Annotated in this window: 4 protein-coding genes; 3 read left to right on the forward strand and 1 reads right to left on the reverse strand. The window is 72.4% G+C overall.

Annotated elements, in window-relative coordinates:
- Nucleotides 1-253 precede the first annotated feature (253 nt).
- Both ACQPYE_RS36945 and ACQPYE_RS36950 read left to right on the forward strand, forming a co-directional pair.
- Nucleotides 254-778, forward strand: a complete 525-nt coding sequence (locus ACQPYE_RS36945) for a YbaB/EbfC family nucleoid-associated protein (RefSeq protein WP_498717756.1) — start codon at nucleotides 254-256, stop codon at nucleotides 776-778.
- A gap of 17 nt (nucleotides 779-795) precedes the next feature.
- The gene (locus tag ACQPYE_RS36950; RefSeq protein WP_498717757.1) at nucleotides 796-2454 is read left to right on the forward strand and encodes a hypothetical protein; all 1659 of its coding nucleotides are present in this window, start codon (nucleotides 796-798) and stop codon (nucleotides 2452-2454) included.
- On the opposite strand, the gene ACQPYE_RS36955 is transcribed toward ACQPYE_RS36950, so the two are convergent.
- The gene (locus ACQPYE_RS36955) at nucleotides 2451-5057 is read right to left on the reverse strand and encodes a hypothetical protein (RefSeq protein ID WP_498717759.1); all 2607 of its coding nucleotides are present in this window, start codon (nucleotides 5055-5057) and stop codon (nucleotides 2451-2453) included. The genes ACQPYE_RS36950 and ACQPYE_RS36955 overlap by 4 nt on opposite strands.
- A 274-nt stretch (nucleotides 5058-5331) precedes the next feature.
- On the opposite strand from ACQPYE_RS36955, the gene ACQPYE_RS36960 reads away from it, so the two are divergent.
- Nucleotides 5332-20724 (forward strand): scabin-related ADP-ribosyltransferase, encoded by a 15393-nt coding sequence (locus ACQPYE_RS36960; protein WP_498717760.1) that lies wholly within the window; start codon nucleotides 5332-5334, stop codon nucleotides 20722-20724.
- Nucleotides 20725-20902 lie beyond the last annotated feature (178 nt).

Below are 20902 nucleotides of genomic sequence, written 5' to 3' on the forward strand. Positions count from 1 at the left end.
CACCGGTCCGCACGTGACCTAATCGTTGGTGCCATCAGGCGACTCCGCCACTCGTAGTGATAGCGCGACTTCCCCGCGTCGTAGCCGATTACTCAGCGTCAATACGCGGACCGGGTGAAGTGGCCGTCCGGTGACCGCCGGCCAATCAGGGTTCGGAGGCCCGCAGGGTTAACCCGTTGGTGAGGCGTTGGAGCGGCGTTGGCGGGGTCCGGTGCACTCCACCCTGCACCGATATCCCCCACAGGAGGTTGACTTGGACCCCCAGCAGTGGCTCGACAACTTCGAGGCAAAGCTGGCCGATCTCCAGCGGAAGTCGGCCGACCTCCAGGAGAACTTCGAGAACTCGCAGGCCACGGCGTCGAGCCCGGACGGCGCGGTGACCATCACCGTCGGCCCGAACGGCGGCCTGCTGAACATCCAGCTCGGCCACCGGGCGACCGAGCTCGGCTCCGCCCGCCTCACCGCCCTGATCATGCAGACGGCCAAGGTCGCGCAGAAGCAGGCCGCGCAGCAGGTGATGGCGGCGTTCGAGCCGCTCGGCGAGGGCACCGAGGCCATGCGGATGATCAGCGACACCATCCCGGACGACGAGGTCGACGACGACGAGCGCGACGACTACGCCGCTCCCGAGGCCGAGCCCGCCCCGCCGGCCCCGGTCGCGACCCACGCCCCTGCCCCCGCCCCGTCCCCGTACAGCGGTCAGCCGCAGACGCCGTCGCGACCGGCGCGCCCCTCGCGCCCCGGTGACGACGAGGACGACGACAACCAGCCCTGGTGACGAGGAGACCCTGAGCGATGACCGCCCCCGACACCCCGATCGCCTCGCCACCGGGCATGGAGATCACCGAGCAGAACAAGTTCAAGGGCTCGCTGTTCATCTCGGCCTGGGACGAGATGATCACCACCATCGGCAAGGACGCGGAGACCGAGACCGAGAAGGCGCTGGACATCACCTTCGCCGCGATCGGCACGGCGTCGTCCATGGCTATGCTGGCGGTCGACCCGTTCGGCACGATCCTGGGCGCGGGCATCGGCTGGCTGATCGAGCACGTGACGTTCCTGAAGGAACCGCTCGACCAGCTCATGGGCGACCCGGACGAGATCAACGCCAACGTCGAGGCGACCAAGAAGCAGGCCGCCGAGCTGCGCGTGCTGGCCGAGGACCACCGGCGCGAGCTGGCCACCTTCGACGGGTGGACCGGCGCGTCGTCCGAGGCGTTCCAGAAGAACATGGAGTCGATGGGCCAGGAGCTGGACGCGCTGGCCAACGCCGTCGAGCAGAAGGCCAAGATCGTCGCCATCTGCGGCGTGCTGGTGTCCGTGCTGCGCGACATCGTGCGCGACCTGATCGCCCAGCTGCTCGGCTCGCTGCTGGCGGGCGCGCTGATCGCCGCCGCCGCCGCGTTCTTCACGTTCGGCGCGTCCATCGCCGCCTACATCGGCTTCGCGGTCGGCAAGGCCGTGGCGCTGGGCGTGAACATCGCGTCCCGGATCGCCCGGCTCACCGCGGCGCTCGCCAGGCAGATGGGCCGGATCAAGAACCTCGACGAGATCACCGAGAACGTCGGCAAGGGCTGGAACCGGTTCGAGAACATCGCCGACGTCGCCGAGGTCGGTTACGAGTCGTGGAAGGCGCAGAAGGGCGTCGACCGCGAGATCGACAAGGCGTTGGCCAAGGACGTGCAGGACGACAAGGTCACCGACGCCAACAAGAAGGCCGAGGAGGCCAACGAGCGCTACAGCAAGGCCAAGGAGGAAGAGGCCGCGGCCGCCGCGGAGGCCAAGAAGGCCAACGAGGACGTGAACGCGGCGGCCACGAAGGCGAGCGAGGCCAACGCCAAGGCCAACGGGTTCGTCGAAGAGGCCAACGCCGCCGCCGCGCGCGGCGACCAGGCCGGCCGGGACGCGGCGATGGCCAAGTACGAGGCTGCCAAGGTCGAGGCGGACGCGGCGCGCGGCGAGGCGGCCCAGGCGGCGGAGAAGGCGGCGAAGGAAGCCCGCGACGTCGCCGACGCGGCCAAGGCGAGCAACCAGGCGCTGGCCGACGCGAAGCCCTCCGACGAGGCCGCGAAGGCCGCGTACGAGGAGTACAAGCGCAACAACCCGGGCCAGGACGACCCGGCGCGCACGTCCGCCGAGAACGACATGTCGGCCAAGAACGACGCGGCGAAGACGGCGAACGCCACCTACGAGCAGGCGAACGTGGACTTCGCGGCGGCCAACGCGGCGGCGGCCGAGGCCAACGCCAAGGCGTTCGCGTCCGGCAGCGACGCCGACATCAAGGCCGCCGAGGAGGCGTCGCGCAGGGCCGAGCAGGCCGGCACGAGCGTCGAGCGGGCGGCGGACGACGCGAAGTCGGCGGGCGAGGCGGCGAAGTCGAGCTACGACTCGTTCCAGTCGCAGTTCTCGCAGCCCGCGTCGAGCGGGACGTCCACGAGTTCCGTCCAGGTCTAGAAGAACCACGGAGAACCAGTCATGGCACGCGGTGGCGGCGGCGTCGACACGAACACCCCGGGTTCATCGGGCAACCCGTCGTCACCGCCACCACCCGCGCCACCGCCGTCCGCGGGCGGGCCGACCGGCAATTCCGGCTTCGGCATGAGCGAATCGACCATGTCGGACCTGGACAAGCGGGCCGGCAGCCTGCGGGACCGGCTGGCGGCGATCTCCGGCGGGTTGCAGGGGCTCAAGCTCGCGCCCAACGCGCTCGGCCCGATCGGCATCGTCGCCGTGCCCGCGTTGAACAGCTCGAACGACGCCTCGGTGCAGCAGGCGAACAACGCGTCGTCCGCGATGGGCAACGTCCAGTCCGGGTTGAAGGCCACCGCCCAGACGCACGTGCAGAACGACCAGTTCGCCCGCGACCAGTTCACCAAGATCGACCCGAACTCGAACGCCCAGCGGCCACCCGGCTCACCCGGCAACGGGCCGCTCGGGGTGAAGGGTCCGGGCGGGCCTTCCGTCACTCCGGTGACCAACGTGCCGGGCGCGTCGGGGCCGAACGGGACCGGCGGGCCCAAGGGTGCGGGCGGGCCTTCCGTCACGCCGGTGACCAACGTGCCCGGTGCGACCGGGCCGAACGGGACCGGCGGACCGAAGGGCACGGGCGGGCCCGCGGTCGGGCCGGTGAAGAACCTGCCCGGAGGCACACCCGGCGTGACCCCGCCCGGCGGGCCGCGCGGCACCGGCGGACCGGCGGTCGGACCGGTGAAGAACCTGCCCGGCGCTCCGGGTGTGACCCCGTCCGGCGGGCCGCGAGGTACCGGCGGACCGGCGGTGGGACCGATCAACAACCTGCCCGGCACGCCAGGGGCGACGCCTCCCGGTGGTCCGCGTGGGACCGGCGGGCCGGCGGTCGGACCGGTCAAGAACCTGCCCGGCGGCACACCCGGCGTGATCCCGTCCGGCGGGCCGCGCGGCACCGGCGGACCGGCGGTCGGACCGATCACCGGCGTTCCCGGCGCGTCCGGGTCGAACCCCGGTGGATCGCCCAGGTCGCCCGGTGGTCCTTCGGTGGGGCCGATCTCCGGCGTTCCGGGTTCGCCGGGTTCGCCGGGCGGCCCGCGCGGCGGCGGGGTGCCCGGTGGCGGTGTGCCCGGTGGCGGTGTGCCCGGCGTGACGCCGCCCGGTTCGACGCCGTCCGGTGGACCGGCGGTCAAGGGCGGTCCGACGCCGGGCGCCGGCCCGGTGACCGGCGCCACCACGCCGGGCGCGAGCACGGCGGCCCGCAGCATCGGCGGCGCGCTGTCCGGCGCACCCGGCGTGACACCTCCTCCGGTGGGCGGTGCCCCGATGGCTCCCGGCGCAGCCCCCGGCACCGCGGGCGGGTCCGACCGATCGAGCAAGTTCACCGGCGGACCGGGCAAGGGCGTCTTCGACGCACCCAAACCCCCGACCGGCGACGGCACCATCAACAAAGCCCCGACCAGCTCACCCTCCGCACCACCACCCGCGCCCAAGCCCACCATCAGCGCACCCGGCGGCATCCCGGCCACTCCCACCGCCGGCGCACCGACCACCACCGCACCCGGCAGCGGCGCGCCGAGCACCGCGACGGCTCCACCCACGACCGGTCCGAAGCCGACCCCGGGTGCCGCGTCCTCGGTGAACGCTCCGACCGTGCCCCCGGTGGGCGGTGCCCCGATGGCTCCCGGCGCAGCCCCCGGCACCGCGGGCGGGTCCGACCGATCGAGCAAGTTCACCGGCGGACCGGGCAAGGGCGTCTTCGACGCACCCAAACCCCCGACCGGCGACGGCACCATCAACAAGGCCCCGGCGACTTCTCCCTCGACGCCGCCACCCGCGCCCAAGCCGACCGTCAACGCGCCTTCGGCCGGCACGGCCGGCGTCCCGACCGTCAACACCCCTGCTCCCAGCGCGCCGCCGGTCAACACACCGCCCGCGGGCGCCCCGAACGCCACCACGGCTCCGCCCTCGACCGGCCCGAAGCCGTCCCCCGTCGTCGCGCCTCCGGTGAGCGCACCGGTAGCGCCGCCGGTCGCCGCGCCACCGGCCGCGGGTGCTCCGGGCGCGAGCCCGTCGACGGACCGTTCGAGCAAGTTCACCGGCGGACCGGAGAAGGGCGTGTTCGACGCGCCCAAGCCCCCGACCGGCGACGGCACCATCAACAAGGCCCCGGCGACTTCTCCCTCGACGCCGCCACCCGCGCCCAAGCCGACGATCAGCGCCCCGCCGTCGCCAAGCCAGATCAGCACGCCTCCCCCCGACACGAACGCCCCGAAGTCCGTCACCCCACCGGCACCTCCCGCAGCAACGCCACCGGCCGGCACCACCCCTTCCGCACCTCCGGCACCCCAGACGAGCAAGCCACCAACCCCGTCGGTCAGCGCCCCACCGGTCAGCGCCCCACCGGCGTCGGTCACCCCACCCCCGGCACCGGCCCCTCCCGCCACACCTCGCCCGGCGAACATCACCCCGCCGATCACCACGCCGCCGGTCGTGACACCTCCGGTCAGCGCCCCTCCGGTCAGCGCCCCTCCGGTCAGCGCCCCTCCGGTCAGCGCTCCTCCGGTCAGCGCCCCTCCGGTGTCGGCCACTCCACCCCCTGCGCCGGTCTCCCCACCAGCACCGCCCCCTGCCGGCGCCACCCCACCGATCAGCACCGCCACGCCGACCCCAGCGACACCCACACCGACGCGCCCGGCACCCCCCTCACCGGACAACGCAGCCACCCCACCGCCAGCACCCACACCCACGCGCCCGGCATCCTCGCCGACCACCGGCGCGAACATCCCCGCGCCACCACCGCCGCCTGGCGCGAACGTCCCCCCTCCCGGCAACGCGGTCACCCCGCCCCCACCTCCACCGCCCATGCCGGGCACCACCACGCCCGCACCCGGCTTGGACAACACCAACGCCCCACCGCCGCCACCGCCACCCCCGCTTCCCGGCGGACCGGTCCCTCCGCCGCCGCCACCCGTGGGCGGTGTCCTGCTGACCGGCGTGCCGTCAACGTCGGCCAACCCGCCCGGCGCGCCGGCGAAGCGGTGGAAGATCACCGAACCGCCGCCGCCACCGGCGACCGACCACCCCAACGTCAAGCCCTACGCCGCCGACCCGCACGTCACCCCGGAGACGATCAGGCCGGCGCCTGTCTGGAACACCAGCCCCGACCCGCTCTACCGGTTCGACACCCGCCCGCCGGTCACGGAGGACGGCAGCATCGACCCGAACGGCCCGTTCGCCGTGGGCATGAAGCCCCGCACCGGCGGACGGACCGACGGCGACCTGTCCACCTACCAGTCCGCCAACAAAGAGACGATGTTCGTCGGCAGCACGAAGAACGTCTGGATCAGCGGCAAGTGGGGCCGTCCGGGCATGTGGCGCTACGAGATCGCCACTCCGCCCGGCGCGGGTGTCGACGTGAACGCCACGCTCGGTGACAAGACCGCCAAGCCCGGCGAGAACGAGATCGTCTTCCCCGGCGGCCTCAAGCCCGAGTTCATCGTGTCCGCCGAGCCGATCCTGCAGCCGCACCTGTCGTTGGAACCGCCGCCGCCGTCCACGTTCGGCCCGAAGATCCTCAACCCGAACTACGACCCCACCAGCCGCAGCGCGCCCCCGGACGCCTCCGCACCACCGGCACCCGCAGACACCCGGACCTCGTCCGACACCAACGCACCCACGACCCGGCCCGCACCCGACCCGAACGCGCCGCCACCGCCCCCGCCGGGATTCGGTGCCCCGCCGCCCCCGCCGCCGGTGTTCGGGACCCAGCCACCGCCTCCACCGGGAACCAGGGCTCCGGCACCTCCACCGCCCGGCGCGCCCCCCGCGCAGGCGAACGCGCCCGCAACCCCGGCGGGTCCGTTCTCGACCCAGCGCGACGACGCCCTGAAGAACGGCATCCTCGACCGCCTACCGGCCGACATCCCCCCGGCGCCGCTGGACGTCGCGGGTGTGCAGGTCGACATCGGCCAGGTCCAGGCCGGGTTCGACGCGCTGTTCGGCACCCTGAACGACATCCACGGCGTCACCACCACGCCCTCCGTGAACCCCGACCTGGTGGTGCAGCTCGACCAGCAGACGTTCGCCAAGCACTTCGCCATCCAGCAGGAACTGGACTCGGCGCTGAACACGAACGACCGGGGCGAGTCGGACATCACGGTCGACCAGCTCAACGGCCAGGGCATCGACCCTCAGCAGGTCCGTGACGAGATCCTGTCCAACGACTTCCTGCGCCGGCTCAACGACGGCAACCCCGACGCCGCCGCACGCCTCGACACCCTGCTCGACCAGGTCGTCCAAGCCAAGGTCGGCCCCAACGGCGACGTCGACACCCAGCGGCACGACCTGATCCAGAGCACCCTCACCAACCCGGCGCGGGCCATCAACGGGCAGGTCCTGCTCAACACCGACCACCTCGACGGTCTGAGCACCGATCCCGCCCGCAAGGCCGACGCCATCCAGCACCTGCTCACCCACGAGTTCATGCACGTGCACTCGGTCGGCAGCGACGTCACCTTCGCCCACCGCAACGGGCAGGGCGGCGTCTTCAGCACGAACGTCAACCCCGACGAGGCCACCACCGAACTCCTGGCCCGTCAGATCACCGACGCCCTCGCCCAGCGCAACAACCAGACTCCCCAGTACAACGAATTCCCCGACGGCACCAAGCGCTACCAGGACAACATCGACTCCCTGAACAAGGAGTTCGACAAGAAGCGCGGCAAGTGGGACGCGTTCAACTCCGCGGACACGTTCCAAACCATGCTCGACGACTACTTCGGGGGCACCGAGCCGGCCGGTCCGCCCGGGACGCGCCAAGCCCCCTCCGACTCCGCCTCCCCGGGCACCTCCACCGACGTCGAACCCGCGCCGGGCAAGGGCAAGGACGTCATCGCCGACGAGTCCTGGCGGCACAGCAAGGCGAGCACCGCGGACTGGTTCGACCCGAAGAGCCCGCAGCCCTCGGCATCGTGGGACTCGGTGCGGGACAAGGCGGCCGTGCGCACGGTGGACACCGAGGTCGCGGACGTGCAGCGGTCGAGCACCCCGAACAACGTCGACTCCCTGACCGGCATCATCCGGCACGACGTGCGCCGGATGGAGGTGACACCGGGCAACTGGGTCAAGGAGTACACGCTCAAGGTCCACCTCAACCCCGGCGCCGACGTCACTCAGTCCGACGTGGACACGGCGCGGCAGAAGGCAGCCGAAGGCGTCGACCGGCTGCTCAACCAGGGCTACCGACTGCCCTCCGGGGACCAGTTCCACGCCAGGGTGGAGTTCGTCACCGATCCCGCCCAGGCGCACACCACGGTCGACCTGAAGACCGACACCGCGGCCGACCAGCTCAACTGGGGCACGAACACCTCGTCCAACGTGCTGGCCCACGAGGTCGCGCACTACTTCGGCCTGCCCGACGAGTACAAGGACGCGGCCGGCCCGGACGCCCGCATCTTCAACAGCGACGGCAAACCCCTACCGGCCGGGCACACCCAGTCCAACCTGGTGGTCGACGACAACGGGCTGATGGGTGTCGGGGTGCACGGCGACCCGTCGATCAAGCCGAGGCACCTGTGGCAGATCGAGCGCACCACCGACAGCCAGGTGATGGTCCCCGACACCACCAACGCCACGCTGAACGACCCGGACGCGCCGACTCGGACCCCACCGCCCAGGCCGCCCGACCACGGCGCCCGCCCCGAGACCAGGCCCTCCGAGAACCAGCCCTCGTCGCCCCCGCCCCCGCCGCCCGCACCGGCGTTCGGCACCCCAGCACCGCCACCGCCGGCGGTCACCTCCGCGCAGCAGGCTGCCGTCCCGCCGCCACCGGCGTTCGGAACCCCGCCGCCCCCGCCGCCGGCGTTCGGGACCCAGCCACCGCCACCCCCACCGGTGTTCGGGACCCAGCCACCTCCGCCGCCCGGTGCACCGCCCGCACCCCCGGCGCAGGCGAACGCGCCCGCAGCCCCGGCGGCCCCGTTCTCGACCCGGCGCGACGACGCCCTGAAGAACGGCATCCTCAACCAGCTACCGGCCCAGATCACCCCGGTGCCGATCACCATCGCGGGCGTCCAAGTCGACATCGGCCAGGTCCAAGCCGGGTTCGACGCGCTGTTCACCACGCTCAACGCGAACCACGGCATCACCACGGCCCCCAACGTGAACCCCGACCTGGTCGTGCAGCTCGACCAGCAAACGTTTGCCAAGCACTTCGCCATCCAGCAGGAACTGGACTCGGCGCTGAACACGAACGACCGGGGCGAGTCGGACATCACGGTCGACCAGCTCAACGGCCAGGGCATCGACCCGAAGGCCGTCCGCGACGAGATCCTGTCCCCGGACTTCCTGAGCCGGCTCAACAACGGTGACGCCGACGCCACCGCGCGCCTCGACACCCTGCTGAACCAGGTCGTCCAGGCCAAGGTCGGCCCGAACGGCGACGTCGACGCGCAACGCGACAACCTCGTCCAGAACACCTTGACCAATCCCGCGCGGGCCATCAACGGGCACGTCCTGCTCAACACCGACCACCTCGACGGCCTCACCACCGACCCGTCACGCAAGGCCGACGCCATCCGGCACCTGCTCACCCACGAGTTCATGCACGTCCACTCGGTCGGCAGCGACGTCACCTTCGCCCACCAGGTGGGCAAGGGCGGCGTCTACAACACCAACATCAACCCCGACGAGGCCACCACCGAACTCCTGGCCCGTCAGATCACCGACGCCCTCGCCGAACGCCAAGGCCAGACGCCGCAGTACAACCAATTCCCCGACGGCACCGCCCGCTACCAGACCAACATCGACGCACTGAACAAAGAATTCGACAAGACCCGCGGCAAGTGGGACAAGTTCGACGGCCCGAAGACGTTCCAGACCATGCTGGACGACTACTTCGGCAACGTCACCGAGCCCTCCGGCACGCCCAGGACGCGTTCGGCCCCGGCAGACCCGACCTCCGTGCCACCGACCGCCGCCCCACCCGCGAGCACCCCCGTGGTCGTGGCCGCGGCGGACCCCGCGGCGCGCTCGTTCCAGTTCGACACCCGTCCCCCGAGGACGCGTCCGGCGCCGTTCCGCGGCCCGCGGTGGCTCGGCTCGATCCCCGGCATCGGCAAGCTCGTCCAGACCACCCCGCCGGCCACCGCGAACCCGACCGCACCGCCGATGCCGACGGTCACCACCCCGAGCCCGATGGCGCCGGTGCTGCGTCCCAGCGCCAAGCCGGCGACGATGGACGTCGACACGCTCAAGGGCCACATCACCCAGGCCGTCGTGGACGGGAGGCCGTACCAGGCGCGCATCCTGCTCAACCGGCTCGACGGCGATCCCAAGCACGCCGAGCTGGTCGCCCACTTCGCCCAGGAGATGACCGCCCACCCCGGCCCGCCGCCGGTGGACGTGCCCAAGCAGGTCAACTTCGTCTGGTTCGGCGCGACGCCGAAGGACGGCGCGGTCCAGAACATGATCGAGTGGGCCGGCAAGGCCCAGGAGACCAACGGTGACTGGAAGGTCACCCTGTGGACCGACAAGGGCGCCGCGAAGTGGCACCCCGCGGTGGTCCAGCAGCTCCAGGACGCCGGCATCCAGATCAACACCGACACCAAGGCGGTGGTGAAGCAGCTCTCCCGGGACGTCGAGAGCCGCGCCCCCATCGGCACCCCGACCCTCGCCGACATCTACAAGAAGGCGCAGTCGGACAAGGTCGGCGCGTACAACCTGGCGTCCGACATCGCCCGCTACGCGGTCCTCGTGCAGCAGGGCGGCGTGTACGCGGACGTCGACATCCGACCCGGCACGGTCTCCCTGACCGACGTGGGCGACATGCGGATGCAGCAGGGCGACGTCCCCCTGTTCGCGCCGCGCCTGCGTGACGAGCGCAGCGTCCGCCAGGAGCTGGAACTCGACGCCGACGCGCAGATCACCCCGCAGCACGTCGCCGACGCGGCCAACTCCCGCTACGAGAAGGGCTCGCTCAACAACAACTTCCTGGTCGCGCCGCCGAACTCGGACTTCCTGCGGGCGTTCGCCGACACCATCCCGCAGAAGTACACGTCGCTGAAGGGCCAGGTGCCGCCGCGCGACTTCAACGGCGAGCTGAAGAACCTGGCGTCGGACATCTCCGGCCCGACCGTGCTGAACGACTCGCCGGTGAAGTTCATGGCACCGGTCGAGGGCCTCGTCGGCCGGTACACGATGCACGCGTTCGACCTCGGCTACCACCCCGAGGGCTCGACCCAGCTCCGGCCGCTCGTGCAGCCGACCGACTACGCCGCCGTGTTCGACCCCGAGGTCAAGGACAAGTGGACCGGCCTGGAGTGGGTCACCGAGCTGAGCAGCGACCAGCTCGACACCCCGAACGCGCCGTCCACGTCCGCGCGTCCCGGGAACGGCGGCCCGTCCCGCGGCGCGCCCGACACCCCGAGCCCCGACAGCCCGAGCCCCGATTCACCGAGCCCTGACTCACCGAGTTCCGACGCCCCGCCCGCGCAGTCCCCGGACACCCCGCCGGGCAAGGGCAAGGACGTGCGCTCCGACGAGTCCTGGCGGCACAGCACGGCGAGCACGGCGGACTGGTTCGCGCCGAAGGACCCGCAGCCCTCGACCAAGTGGGACTCGTTGCGGGACAAGGCGGTCGTGCGGACCGTCGACACCGAGGTCGCCGACGTGCAGCGGTCGAGCACGCCTGGTCGGGTCGACTCCGTGACCGGTCTCATCAAGCACGACGTGCGCCGGATGGAGGTCGCGCCCGGCACCTGGGTCAAGGAGTACACGCTCAACGTCCACCTGAGGCCCGGCGACGGCATCACCCAGTCCGATGTGGACACCGCGCGGAAGAAGGCCGTCGAGGGCGTCGACCGGTTGCTGAACCAGGGCTACCGGCTGCCCTCCGGCGACCAGTTCCACGCCAGGGTCAACTTCGTCACCGACCCGGCGCAGGCGCACACCACCGTCGACCTGAGCAGCACCACCGACGCCGACCAGCTCAACTGGGGCACGCAGACCTCACCCAACGTCCTCGCCCACGAGGTCGCGCACTACTTCGGCCTGCCCGACGAGTACGCGGACGCACCCGGCCCCAACGCCCGCATCTTCAACAGCGACGGCACACCGCTACCGCCCGGGCACACCCGGTCCAACCTCGTCGTGAACGACGACGGCCTGATGGGCACCGGCGTGCACGCCGACCCGTCCATCAAGCCGCGGCACCTGTGGACGATCGAGCGCACCACCGACAGCCAGGTGATGGTCCCCGACACGAACCTGGCGACGCTGACCGACCCGAACTCGCCGACCCAGACCCCGCCGCCCCGTCCGCCCGACTTCGGCACCCGGCCGGTGACCAGGCACCTCGGCCCGCCTTCTCCCCCACCGCCGCCGCCCGCGGTGAACCCGGTCCCACCGGCCGCCGTGCCGCCACCACCGCCCCCCGCACCGAGCTTCGGCACGCAGGCCCCGCCGCCCGCACCGGCTTTCGGCACCCCGCCACCGCCTCCTCCCGGCGTGCCCACCGCGCAACCGACCGCGCCCGCCACGCCGGCCGCGCCGTTCTCGACCCGACGTGACGACGCCATCAAGAACGGCATCCTGGACCGCCTGCCGGCGCGGATCCCCCCGGCACCCCTGCGGATCGCGGACGTCGACGTCGACATCGCCCAGATCCAGGCCGGCATCGACGCGCTGCTCGGCACCCTGAACGACACCCACGGCGTCACCACCACGCCCAACGTCGACCCCGACCTGATCGTGCAGCTCGACCAGCAGACCTTCGCCAAGCACTTCGCCGTCCAGCAAGAGCTGGACACCGCCCTCAACACCCACGACCGCGGCGAGTCCGACGTCACCGTCGACCAACTCACCGACCAGGGCATCGACCCGAACGCGGTCCGCGACGAGATCCTCGCCCCCGACTTCCTGCGCCGGCTCAACGACGGCAACCCGGACGCCACCGCCCGCCTCGACGCACTGCTGGACAGCGTCGTCCGCGCCAAGGTCGGCCCCAACGGCGACGTCGACGCGCAGCGGAACAGCCTCGTCCAGAGCACGCTGACGAACCCGGCCCGTGCGATCAACGGGCAGATCCTGCTCAACACCGACCACCTCGACGGCCTCACCACCGACCCCGCCCGCAAGGCCGACGCCATCCGACACCTGCTCACCCACGAGTACATGCACATGCACTCCGTGGGCAGCGACCGGACGTTCGCGCACCGGACCACCGAGGGCGGCGTCTTCAGCCAGAACGTCAACCCCGACGAGGCCACCACCGAGCTCCTGGCCCGCCGGGTCACCGACGCCCTGTCCGAACGCCTCGGCCAGAGGCCGCAGTACAACCAGTTCCCGGATGGCTCCGGCCGCTACCAGGCCAACGTCGACGCGCTGAACAACGAGTTCGACAAGTCCCGCGGCAAGTGGGCCAGGTTCGACGCCGACGCCACGTTCCAGACCATGCTGGACGACTACTTCGGGACCGACCGGCCCACCGGTCCGACCGGCACGCGCGGCGCTCCGCTCACCGACTCCGCCGCGCCGCCGCCACCGCCGCCCGGCGGCCCCACCGTGCAGCCGACCGCGCCCGCCGCGCCGTTCTCGACCAGGCGCGACGACGCCATCAAGAACGGCATCCTGGACCGCCTGCCCGCCGACATCCCGCCCGCACCGGTGACCATCTCCGGCGTCCAGGTCGACATCGGCCAGGTCCGAGCGGGCATCGACGCGCTGTTCGGCACCCTGAACGACCTCCACGGCGTCACCACCACGCCCAACGTGAACCCCGACCTGGTCGTCCAGCTCGACCAGCGGACCTTCGCCAAGCACTTCGCCGTCCAACAAGAACTCGACACCGCCCTCAACACCCACGACCGCGGCGAGTCCGACGTCACCGTCCAAGACCTCAACGCTCAGGGCATCGACCCCAACGCGGTCCGCGCCCAGATCCTGTCCCCCGACTTCCTGCGCCGGCTCAACGACGGCAACCCGGACGCCACCGCCCGCCTCGACGCACTGCTCGACCAGGTCGTCCGCGCCAAGGTCGGCCCCAACGGCGACGTCAACGCCCAACGGGACAGCCTCGTCGAAAGCACCCTGACCAACCCGGCACGGGCGATCAACGGGCACGTGCTGCTCAACACCGACCACCTCGACGGCCTCACCACCGACCCGTCACGCAAGGCCGACGCCATCCGGCACCTGCTCACCCACGAGTTCATGCACGTCCACTCGGTGGGCAGCGACCAGACCTTCACCCACCGCGCAGGCCAAGGCGGCGTCTTCAGCCAGAACGTCAACCCCGACGAAGCCACCACCGAACTCCTCGCGCGCCAGGTCACCAACGCCCTCGCCGAACGCCAAGGCCAGACGCCGCAGTACAACCAATTCCCCGACGGCACCGCCCGCTACCAGACCAACATCGACGCACTGAACAAAGAATTCGACAAGACCCGCGGCAAGTGGGACAAGTTCGACGGCCCGAAGACGTTCCAGACCATGCTGGACGACTACTTCGCCGGTCCCACCCGGTCCACCGGCGCGACCACCGGACCGTCCACGCGCCCCGCGCCGCCGAACTCGCCGTGGCGCAACCCGTTCCGCTCCACCCCGGCCCCGACGCCGCCGTCGATCTCCGCGCCGATCCCGATGGTCACCCTGACCGCCCCGGCGGCCACCACCGCCAACCCGGCGCCCGCCCCGGCGCCCGCCCCGGCGCCCGCCCCGGCCCCGGCCCCGGCGCCCAACCCCGCTCCGCGACCAGTGCTGGCGTCCCGGAACCTGCCGGACTTCTTCCAGCAGGGCAAGGCGCTGGGCACGGTCGCGCCCACCGACGTGCGGGGCGCGCAGCACGTCACCGGCACCATGACCGGCATCACGCCGGCCGACGCCGCCGTCGTCGAGAGCGCGCTGGAGAACAACTTCGAGTCGTTCCTCGGCCAGGGCCGCGACTTCCAGGTCAAGATCGACGGCACCTGGTACGAGGCCAACGTGCGGGCCACGATGCTCCCGCCGGCCGACGTCGCCGCGGCCACCAGCACGCCGTCCACCACCACCAAGGTGGACATGGCCGCGCAGTCCGCCGCCAACACGGGCACCGCCACGAACCTCACCACCGCCAACGACGTCGGCCTCGCCGCGGCGGCGAGCGCGGGCGTCGGCCCGTACGGCTCGCTGGCCGGCAAGGCGCAGCTCGCCACCCCCGCCAGCACGCTGAACACGTCGTCCGGAACGGTGGACCAGCGGTTCATCCGGGGCGGCGAGAGCTCGACGAACGTCGACGTCCCGGTCGCCTTCCAGGTCACGCTGACCGCCGCGAACGGCGCCGTGCGCCCGACCCAGGTGGTCAACGGCGGCGTCACCCTCGCCGTGCCGAACGACCTGGAGACGATCGCGAACTCCGGCAACGCCCAACCGGCCGCGGCCCTGCCGCCGGGCTGGGGCGCCAAGCTGGAGCACCCGACGCCCGAAGCGGTCACGGACTTCGACGTGGAGCAGGCGTTCACGGACGTCGCCGCGAAGATCCACCCGTCGATCACCGCGATCGGCGCACCCGGCCGCACCGCGTTGCGGGACTTCCTCAACCCCACCACCGTCCGGGACAACCTCGGCGCGATGCTGGGCGGCTGGGTCACCTCGCCCGACCTGGTCAGCCCGCACGGCAGCAAGGCCAACGCCGTGCAGATGAAGGCCACCCTGCTGAGCGCCGAGCTGGTCGGCACGACCGACGCCGCCCAGCTCCGGCTGCACGAGTCCCAGGCCACCGGCAGCTCCGTGGCCGCCACCACCAAGACCGGTTTCGACGTCGCGGCCGGCGTCGGCGGCGGGGTGGGCGTGCCCGGCGTGATCGGCGGCGCGGCCGGCGTCACCGGCGGGTACTCGGCCCGGACCTCGGAGTCCTCGAACGCGGGCACGACCAGCAGCACCCGCACCGGCATCCAGCTCAAGAGCGGCACCGGCCTCTACAAGGTGACCGCGAACGTCCACATCCGCACGCCCAACGGCGCGGACGTGGTCACGCCGGTCACCACCTACCTGCGGGTCGGCCTGCCGGAGGCCGCCTCGCTGACCCTGCCGGTGCCGCCGGGCACCGCCGCCGGGCTGACCAAGCCGGGCACGGCGGGCACCAAGCACCTCCCGCCCTACCTGGCCGCGGACCTGGCGGCGGGCAACGTCAAGGTCGGCGAGTTCGCCCCGGGCGCGCAGGTCCAGGCGCAGGTCCAGACCACGTTGCGCGACCTGCCCGGCTTCGACGGGTTCCTGCCGGGCTGGAACGACCCGGCCACCGGCAACCGGCGGGGCCAGGGCCTGGCCGACGTCGCGGAGGCCATGGCCAACCAGCGCAAGCTCGACGCGGAGCTGTCGCCGACCGCGCTGAAGACCAAGATGGACAGCCTGCTCGGCCCCGGTGTGCAGGTGCAGCTCAAGAAGCGCGGCCTGGCCACCAACGAGTACGTCAACATCACCGTCCGCGCGCGTCCGACGGGCAGCCGGCACCTCGGCCAGGTCGACGCGCGCAACGTGCGCGGCTCGGCGAACACCGCCCCGAAGCTCGACAGCACCACCGCGACGCAGAAGTCGGTCAGCATCGGCGTCGAGGGCAAGGCGGTGTTCCCGGTCAAGACCGGCGCCGCGTCGCTCACCCCGACGCCGCAGGTCGGCGCGAAGTACACCTACGCGTGGGGCAGCAAGAACACCGGCGGACCGACGGTCACCAGCACCGGCCTCAACGTCGGCAGCGCGGACGCCCAGGTGTTCTCGCAGGACCTGGAGTTCATCGTCGAGATCACCACGTTCAGCCGCAACCGGGCGTGGGTCAAGCGGGTCACGCCCGGCTCGCCGATCCGCCAGGTGCCCGACCCCAGGCCGGTCGCCAGGACCGGCGGCCCCAACGCGCCCGGCGTGGTGAGCCTGCCGCGGATCTCCGGCCCGGTGCACCTGTGGGTGTCGGACAGCTCGGCGATGGACCACGACCCGACCGGCTTCGCGCCCGGCAAGCCGGTGTCCACCAGGCTGGACCAGCCGCCGTCGATCAAGGAGCTGCTCAACCCGCCGGCGCCTCGGCCCGCCGCGCCGGACTTCCTGCACGTCGAGGCCGTCGTCAACACCGAGGTGGTGCGCGACCAGGCCATCGAGGCGCTCAACCTGGCCGCGAAGGGCGACTCGTCGCTGACCGTGCCGGGCACGGAGGCCCGCAACCAGATCGACAAGCTGTTCAGCCCGGAGAGCATCAAGGCCAACCTGCGCAAGCTGACCGAGACCGGCATGCAGGAAGGCGGCCTGAAGTACGGCCGCCGGGTCACCGACCGCACCGGCGCCATCGGCATGGCGATCGAGCTGGGCAACCCGAAGCTGGTGTCGATCTCCGACAACACCGGCACGGAGAACGCGACGACCGGCGGCTACAAGGCCGGTGACGCGAAGACCAGCAGCCACACCGTCGACCTCACCGCCGGGGTCAACCTGCCGGTGAAGCCGAACGCGGCGCCGACGCCGGCGGGCGAGCCGAAGCCCGCGTCCGGCTCGGGCGGTGTGGCCGTGGCGGGCAAGATCACGCCGTACTCGTCGTCCAAGACGAGCGCGACCGAGGTCAGCGGCAGCGTCGACCGCAACTTCGTCACCCCGCCCAGCGCGCGGACCGTGCTGATCCAGCTCGACGCGGACGTCACCGTGGTCGGCGAGAGCCGGTCGGGCAACGTCGTCTACGGCGGCACGCCGCGCGTCGAAGGCGCCAAGGTCACCCTGCCCGGCGGCGTGTTCGTGCGGGTCAGCGAGGACGTGGCGCGCGAGTTGGGCGTGCTGCCGAAGGTGCAGCCGAAGACGCCACCGCCGTCGTTCGGCACGATGGCGCCGCCGGCCACGCTGGCGCCGGACCAGCCCAGCTCGCTCGGCCTGAGCACGCTGGACACGGCGCCGAACCTGTCGGGCTTGGTCTCCGGGCTGATCACGGACCTCAACGAGCAGACCGGCGGTCGGTTCAAGAGCGACCTGGTGCCGGACTCGGTCCTCAAGGACTCGATGAACAACTTCCAGCGGCTGGTCGACTTCACCTCGCCGACGAGCGTCAAGGCGATGATCGACAGCGCGCTCGACGGCGGCGTGCCGCTGCTGCTGCACCAGCCGGGGACCTTCGGCAAGGACACCTACCAGGTCACGCTCAAGGCGCGGATCACGGACCCGCCGAGCTTCACCGGCGTCGTCAACGACGGCGTCGACATGGAGCACACCATCGCGGGCGCCCGGAAGGTGACCGACGGCCTCGGCCGGTCGACCGGCTGGGGCGTCGGCCTCAAGTCGCCCGGCCTCGCCCAGCCCGGCAGCGCGAACCCGAACGTGTCCGGCGGCGTCGGCGTGATCGCCGCCGCGAACGTCGGCCAGCAGCACAGCAGCAGCCTCACCAAGGCCACCACCGAGCAGTTCGGCCACCTCCGCGCCAGCGGCGGACCGGCCGCCAAGTACACCGTGCCCATCGAGTTCGAGCTGGTGGTGGAGAAGGGCGACCAGGTCGTCACCAGCGCCACCGCCCCGCCGCAGGACGTCGTGGTGCGGCTGCACGCGGACAACCAGAAGGTGTTCACCCCCGCCGCCACGCCACCGGCCGGCTACTCGTCGACCACGACCGCGCAGCCGGCCGCGCAGGGCACGCCGCAGGCCGCGACCGCCTGGCAGCAGGCCGGCGCACCGGCCACGTTGCCGGCCAAGGCGTCGGTGGAGAACCTGCGCGGCGCCCGGGACCTGCGTGCCGCGGCGCTCCAGGCGCTGACCGCGGCGGGCGCGAACCAGGGCATCACCGGCAAGGGCACCGGACCGCTGAACACCCTGCTGTCGACGCTCGGCTCGGAGAACCTCCAGCCGAGCCTGCCCGGGATGCTCGACGGCCCCCTGGACGTCCCGGGGCTGCACGAGGCCGCGTTGGCGTTCGGCCAGCACGCCGACGTGAAGGTCTACGCCAAGCTGGTCAACCCGCGGCTGGGCGGCCTGAGCGACGGCGTGAACCTGGAGAACCCGAAGACCTCGGTCACCACGACGTCCGGCGAGGCCAAGCACAGCGAGACCGGCGACGCGTCGGTGGGCTGGGCGACCGGCAGCGCGTCGGTCGCGCAGGGCCAGGACCCGAAGGACACCGCGAACTTCGCCACCGGCGGCGTCGAGACCAGGCACGCCGCCGACGACGCCGAGGCGTTGTCCGGCGGCGCCGCGACCAACAAGGCCAACAACCTCAAGCCGCAGGGACGCACGGGTCTGGTCGACTTCGACGTGGAGTACCGGGTGGTCGCCACGGTCGGCGGCCGGACCAGCGTGGTGGACCTGAGCGTGCCGGGCTCGGCCTCGGTGCGGATGCCGTCGCCGGAAGCCGAGGCGGTGCTCGGGCGGGACTTCGGCGCCGGGTTGAGCGACGCGCAGACCGCGGTCAAGGACACCGCCAAGGCGTGGCGCGACGCGGAGCTGGAGGTGGACAAGGCGCGGCACGACGCGCAGGCCGTGATCAACCGGGTGGCCGCCGACGTCGCCCGGCTCCAGAGCGACCTGACGACCTCGCAGGTCGACCACAACACCGCCATCGGCAACCAGCTCGTGGACACCGGCCGCGTGCCCACCCTGGAGCAGGCCGTCCAGGACGCGCAGACCCGGCGCGACGCGGCGAACGACCTGGTCACGGACCTGCGTGACCGGATCCCGGGCCTCGACTCGACCCACCGGGACGCGCAGGGCGCGCTGGACACCGCCGACGCCGACGTGCGCTCCACCGGGCTTGCCCTGGCGGACGCGAACACGCGGCTGGACGGGGCGCGGAGCAGGCTGGACGATGCGCAGGCGGCGCTGGACGACGCCCAGGACGACCTCGACGCGCACCTGGAGAACCGTCCCGAGGACGCGCCGCCGATCGCCGAGGACAAGGCCGTCAAGGACCTGGTCGGCAAGGTGGACGAGGCCCGCGCCGCGCGCGACACCCGTGAGGCGGAGGTCGACACGGCGGTCGAGGTCGCCGACGCGGCGCAGGTCGCGAACGCGAAGGCCATCGAGGCGCAGGCCACCGCGCAGGTCGAGGTCGACCGGGCCCGGGCCGCCGCCGAGCAGGCGCGCACCGAACTCGGACAGGCCGACGGCGACCTGGGCACCGCGCAGGGCGCGCTGGAGACCGCCGAGACCGACCTGGGCAACGGCCGTGACGCGGCCCGGCGCGCGGAGGACGCCCGGCAGCACGCGTTGACCGCGCAGCAGCAGGTCGAGCGCACCATCGCGGACCTGGAAGCGGAGATCACCGCGGCCGAGGTGGCGCTGGACCGCCGCCGCGCCGAGGCCGACCTGCGCCAACGCGACTGGTGGAACGCCCGCATCGACGTGGACCAGCGGATCGCCGACTTCAACCGCCCGACACCCCCTCCCCCACCACCCGGCACCACCACACCCAGCGGCACCGCACCTGGCACCACCACACCCAGCGGCACCGCACCTGGCACCACCACGCCCAGCGGCACGGCACCCGTCGACACCACGCCCAGCGGCACCCCGCCTGTCAGCCCCCTACCCGTCGGCACCCCGCCCCTCGGCACCCCGCCCCTCGGCGCAGCCCCGGCCAACCTCGGGCCCGCCACCAACGGCACCCGGCCGGCGCCCACCCCACAACCCATCCCCCAACCCAACGCGCCGCACATCGCACCGCCGACCACACCCCCGGCCACACCCCCGGCCACACCCCCGGCCACACCGCCGATCCCCCCGTTCACGACCGGCGGTGGACCGTCCACTTCACACACCCGGGCCGTGCCGCCGCCCCAGGCGCCGAACGGCCCGGTGCCCCCCGAGCTCGTCGACGAGGCCCTGAAGCAGCTCCGCTTCACCGCGAACGACCTGCTGCCCTCCGCGCCCCCACCGGCGCCGGGCGGGCTGTACGCGGCCGTCGCCCAGGTCGCCAACATCCCCCCGGCGAGCCTCCGGCACGACGTGGTGACCTCCGCCACGACCATCCCCCACCAGGTGGCGGGCTTCACCGCCGCCCGCCCGATGCGCAAGGGCCACCTGCACGGGGCGCTGGTGGAGAACCTGAACTGGTCGCTCAAGGACCCGGCCGAGAACGCCCGCGCGGGCAACGCCCGTGACCTCGCCGGACGGCTCATCGCGACCCGCCTCGGGGCGAACCTGGTCATCCACCTGCCCGGCGTGCCCCAGCCGGTGCGGCTGCCGCCGTTCACCGGTCCGGTGCAGCCGGAGATCCACGTCGACCTGCTCGTGGTGAACGGCGTGGCCACCTACCGGCCCCGCTGACCGGTGGCGACGTCCGCAGTGGACGGTGTCGGTCACTCTTCAGGGTGACCGGCACCGCACATCCGGGCATCCCGCACGGTGAGGCGAATCGATCCAGTGACCACCTGGTGTCTCGTCGCTCACAGACGGGTCAGGCTGTTGGGTCGGCCGGCTCAAGCGGGTCTAGCATCCGAGGGTC

It is taken from the genome of Actinosynnema sp. CA-299493, from assembly GCF_050946825.1.
Lineage (GTDB): Bacteria > Actinomycetota > Actinomycetes > Mycobacteriales > Pseudonocardiaceae > Actinosynnema.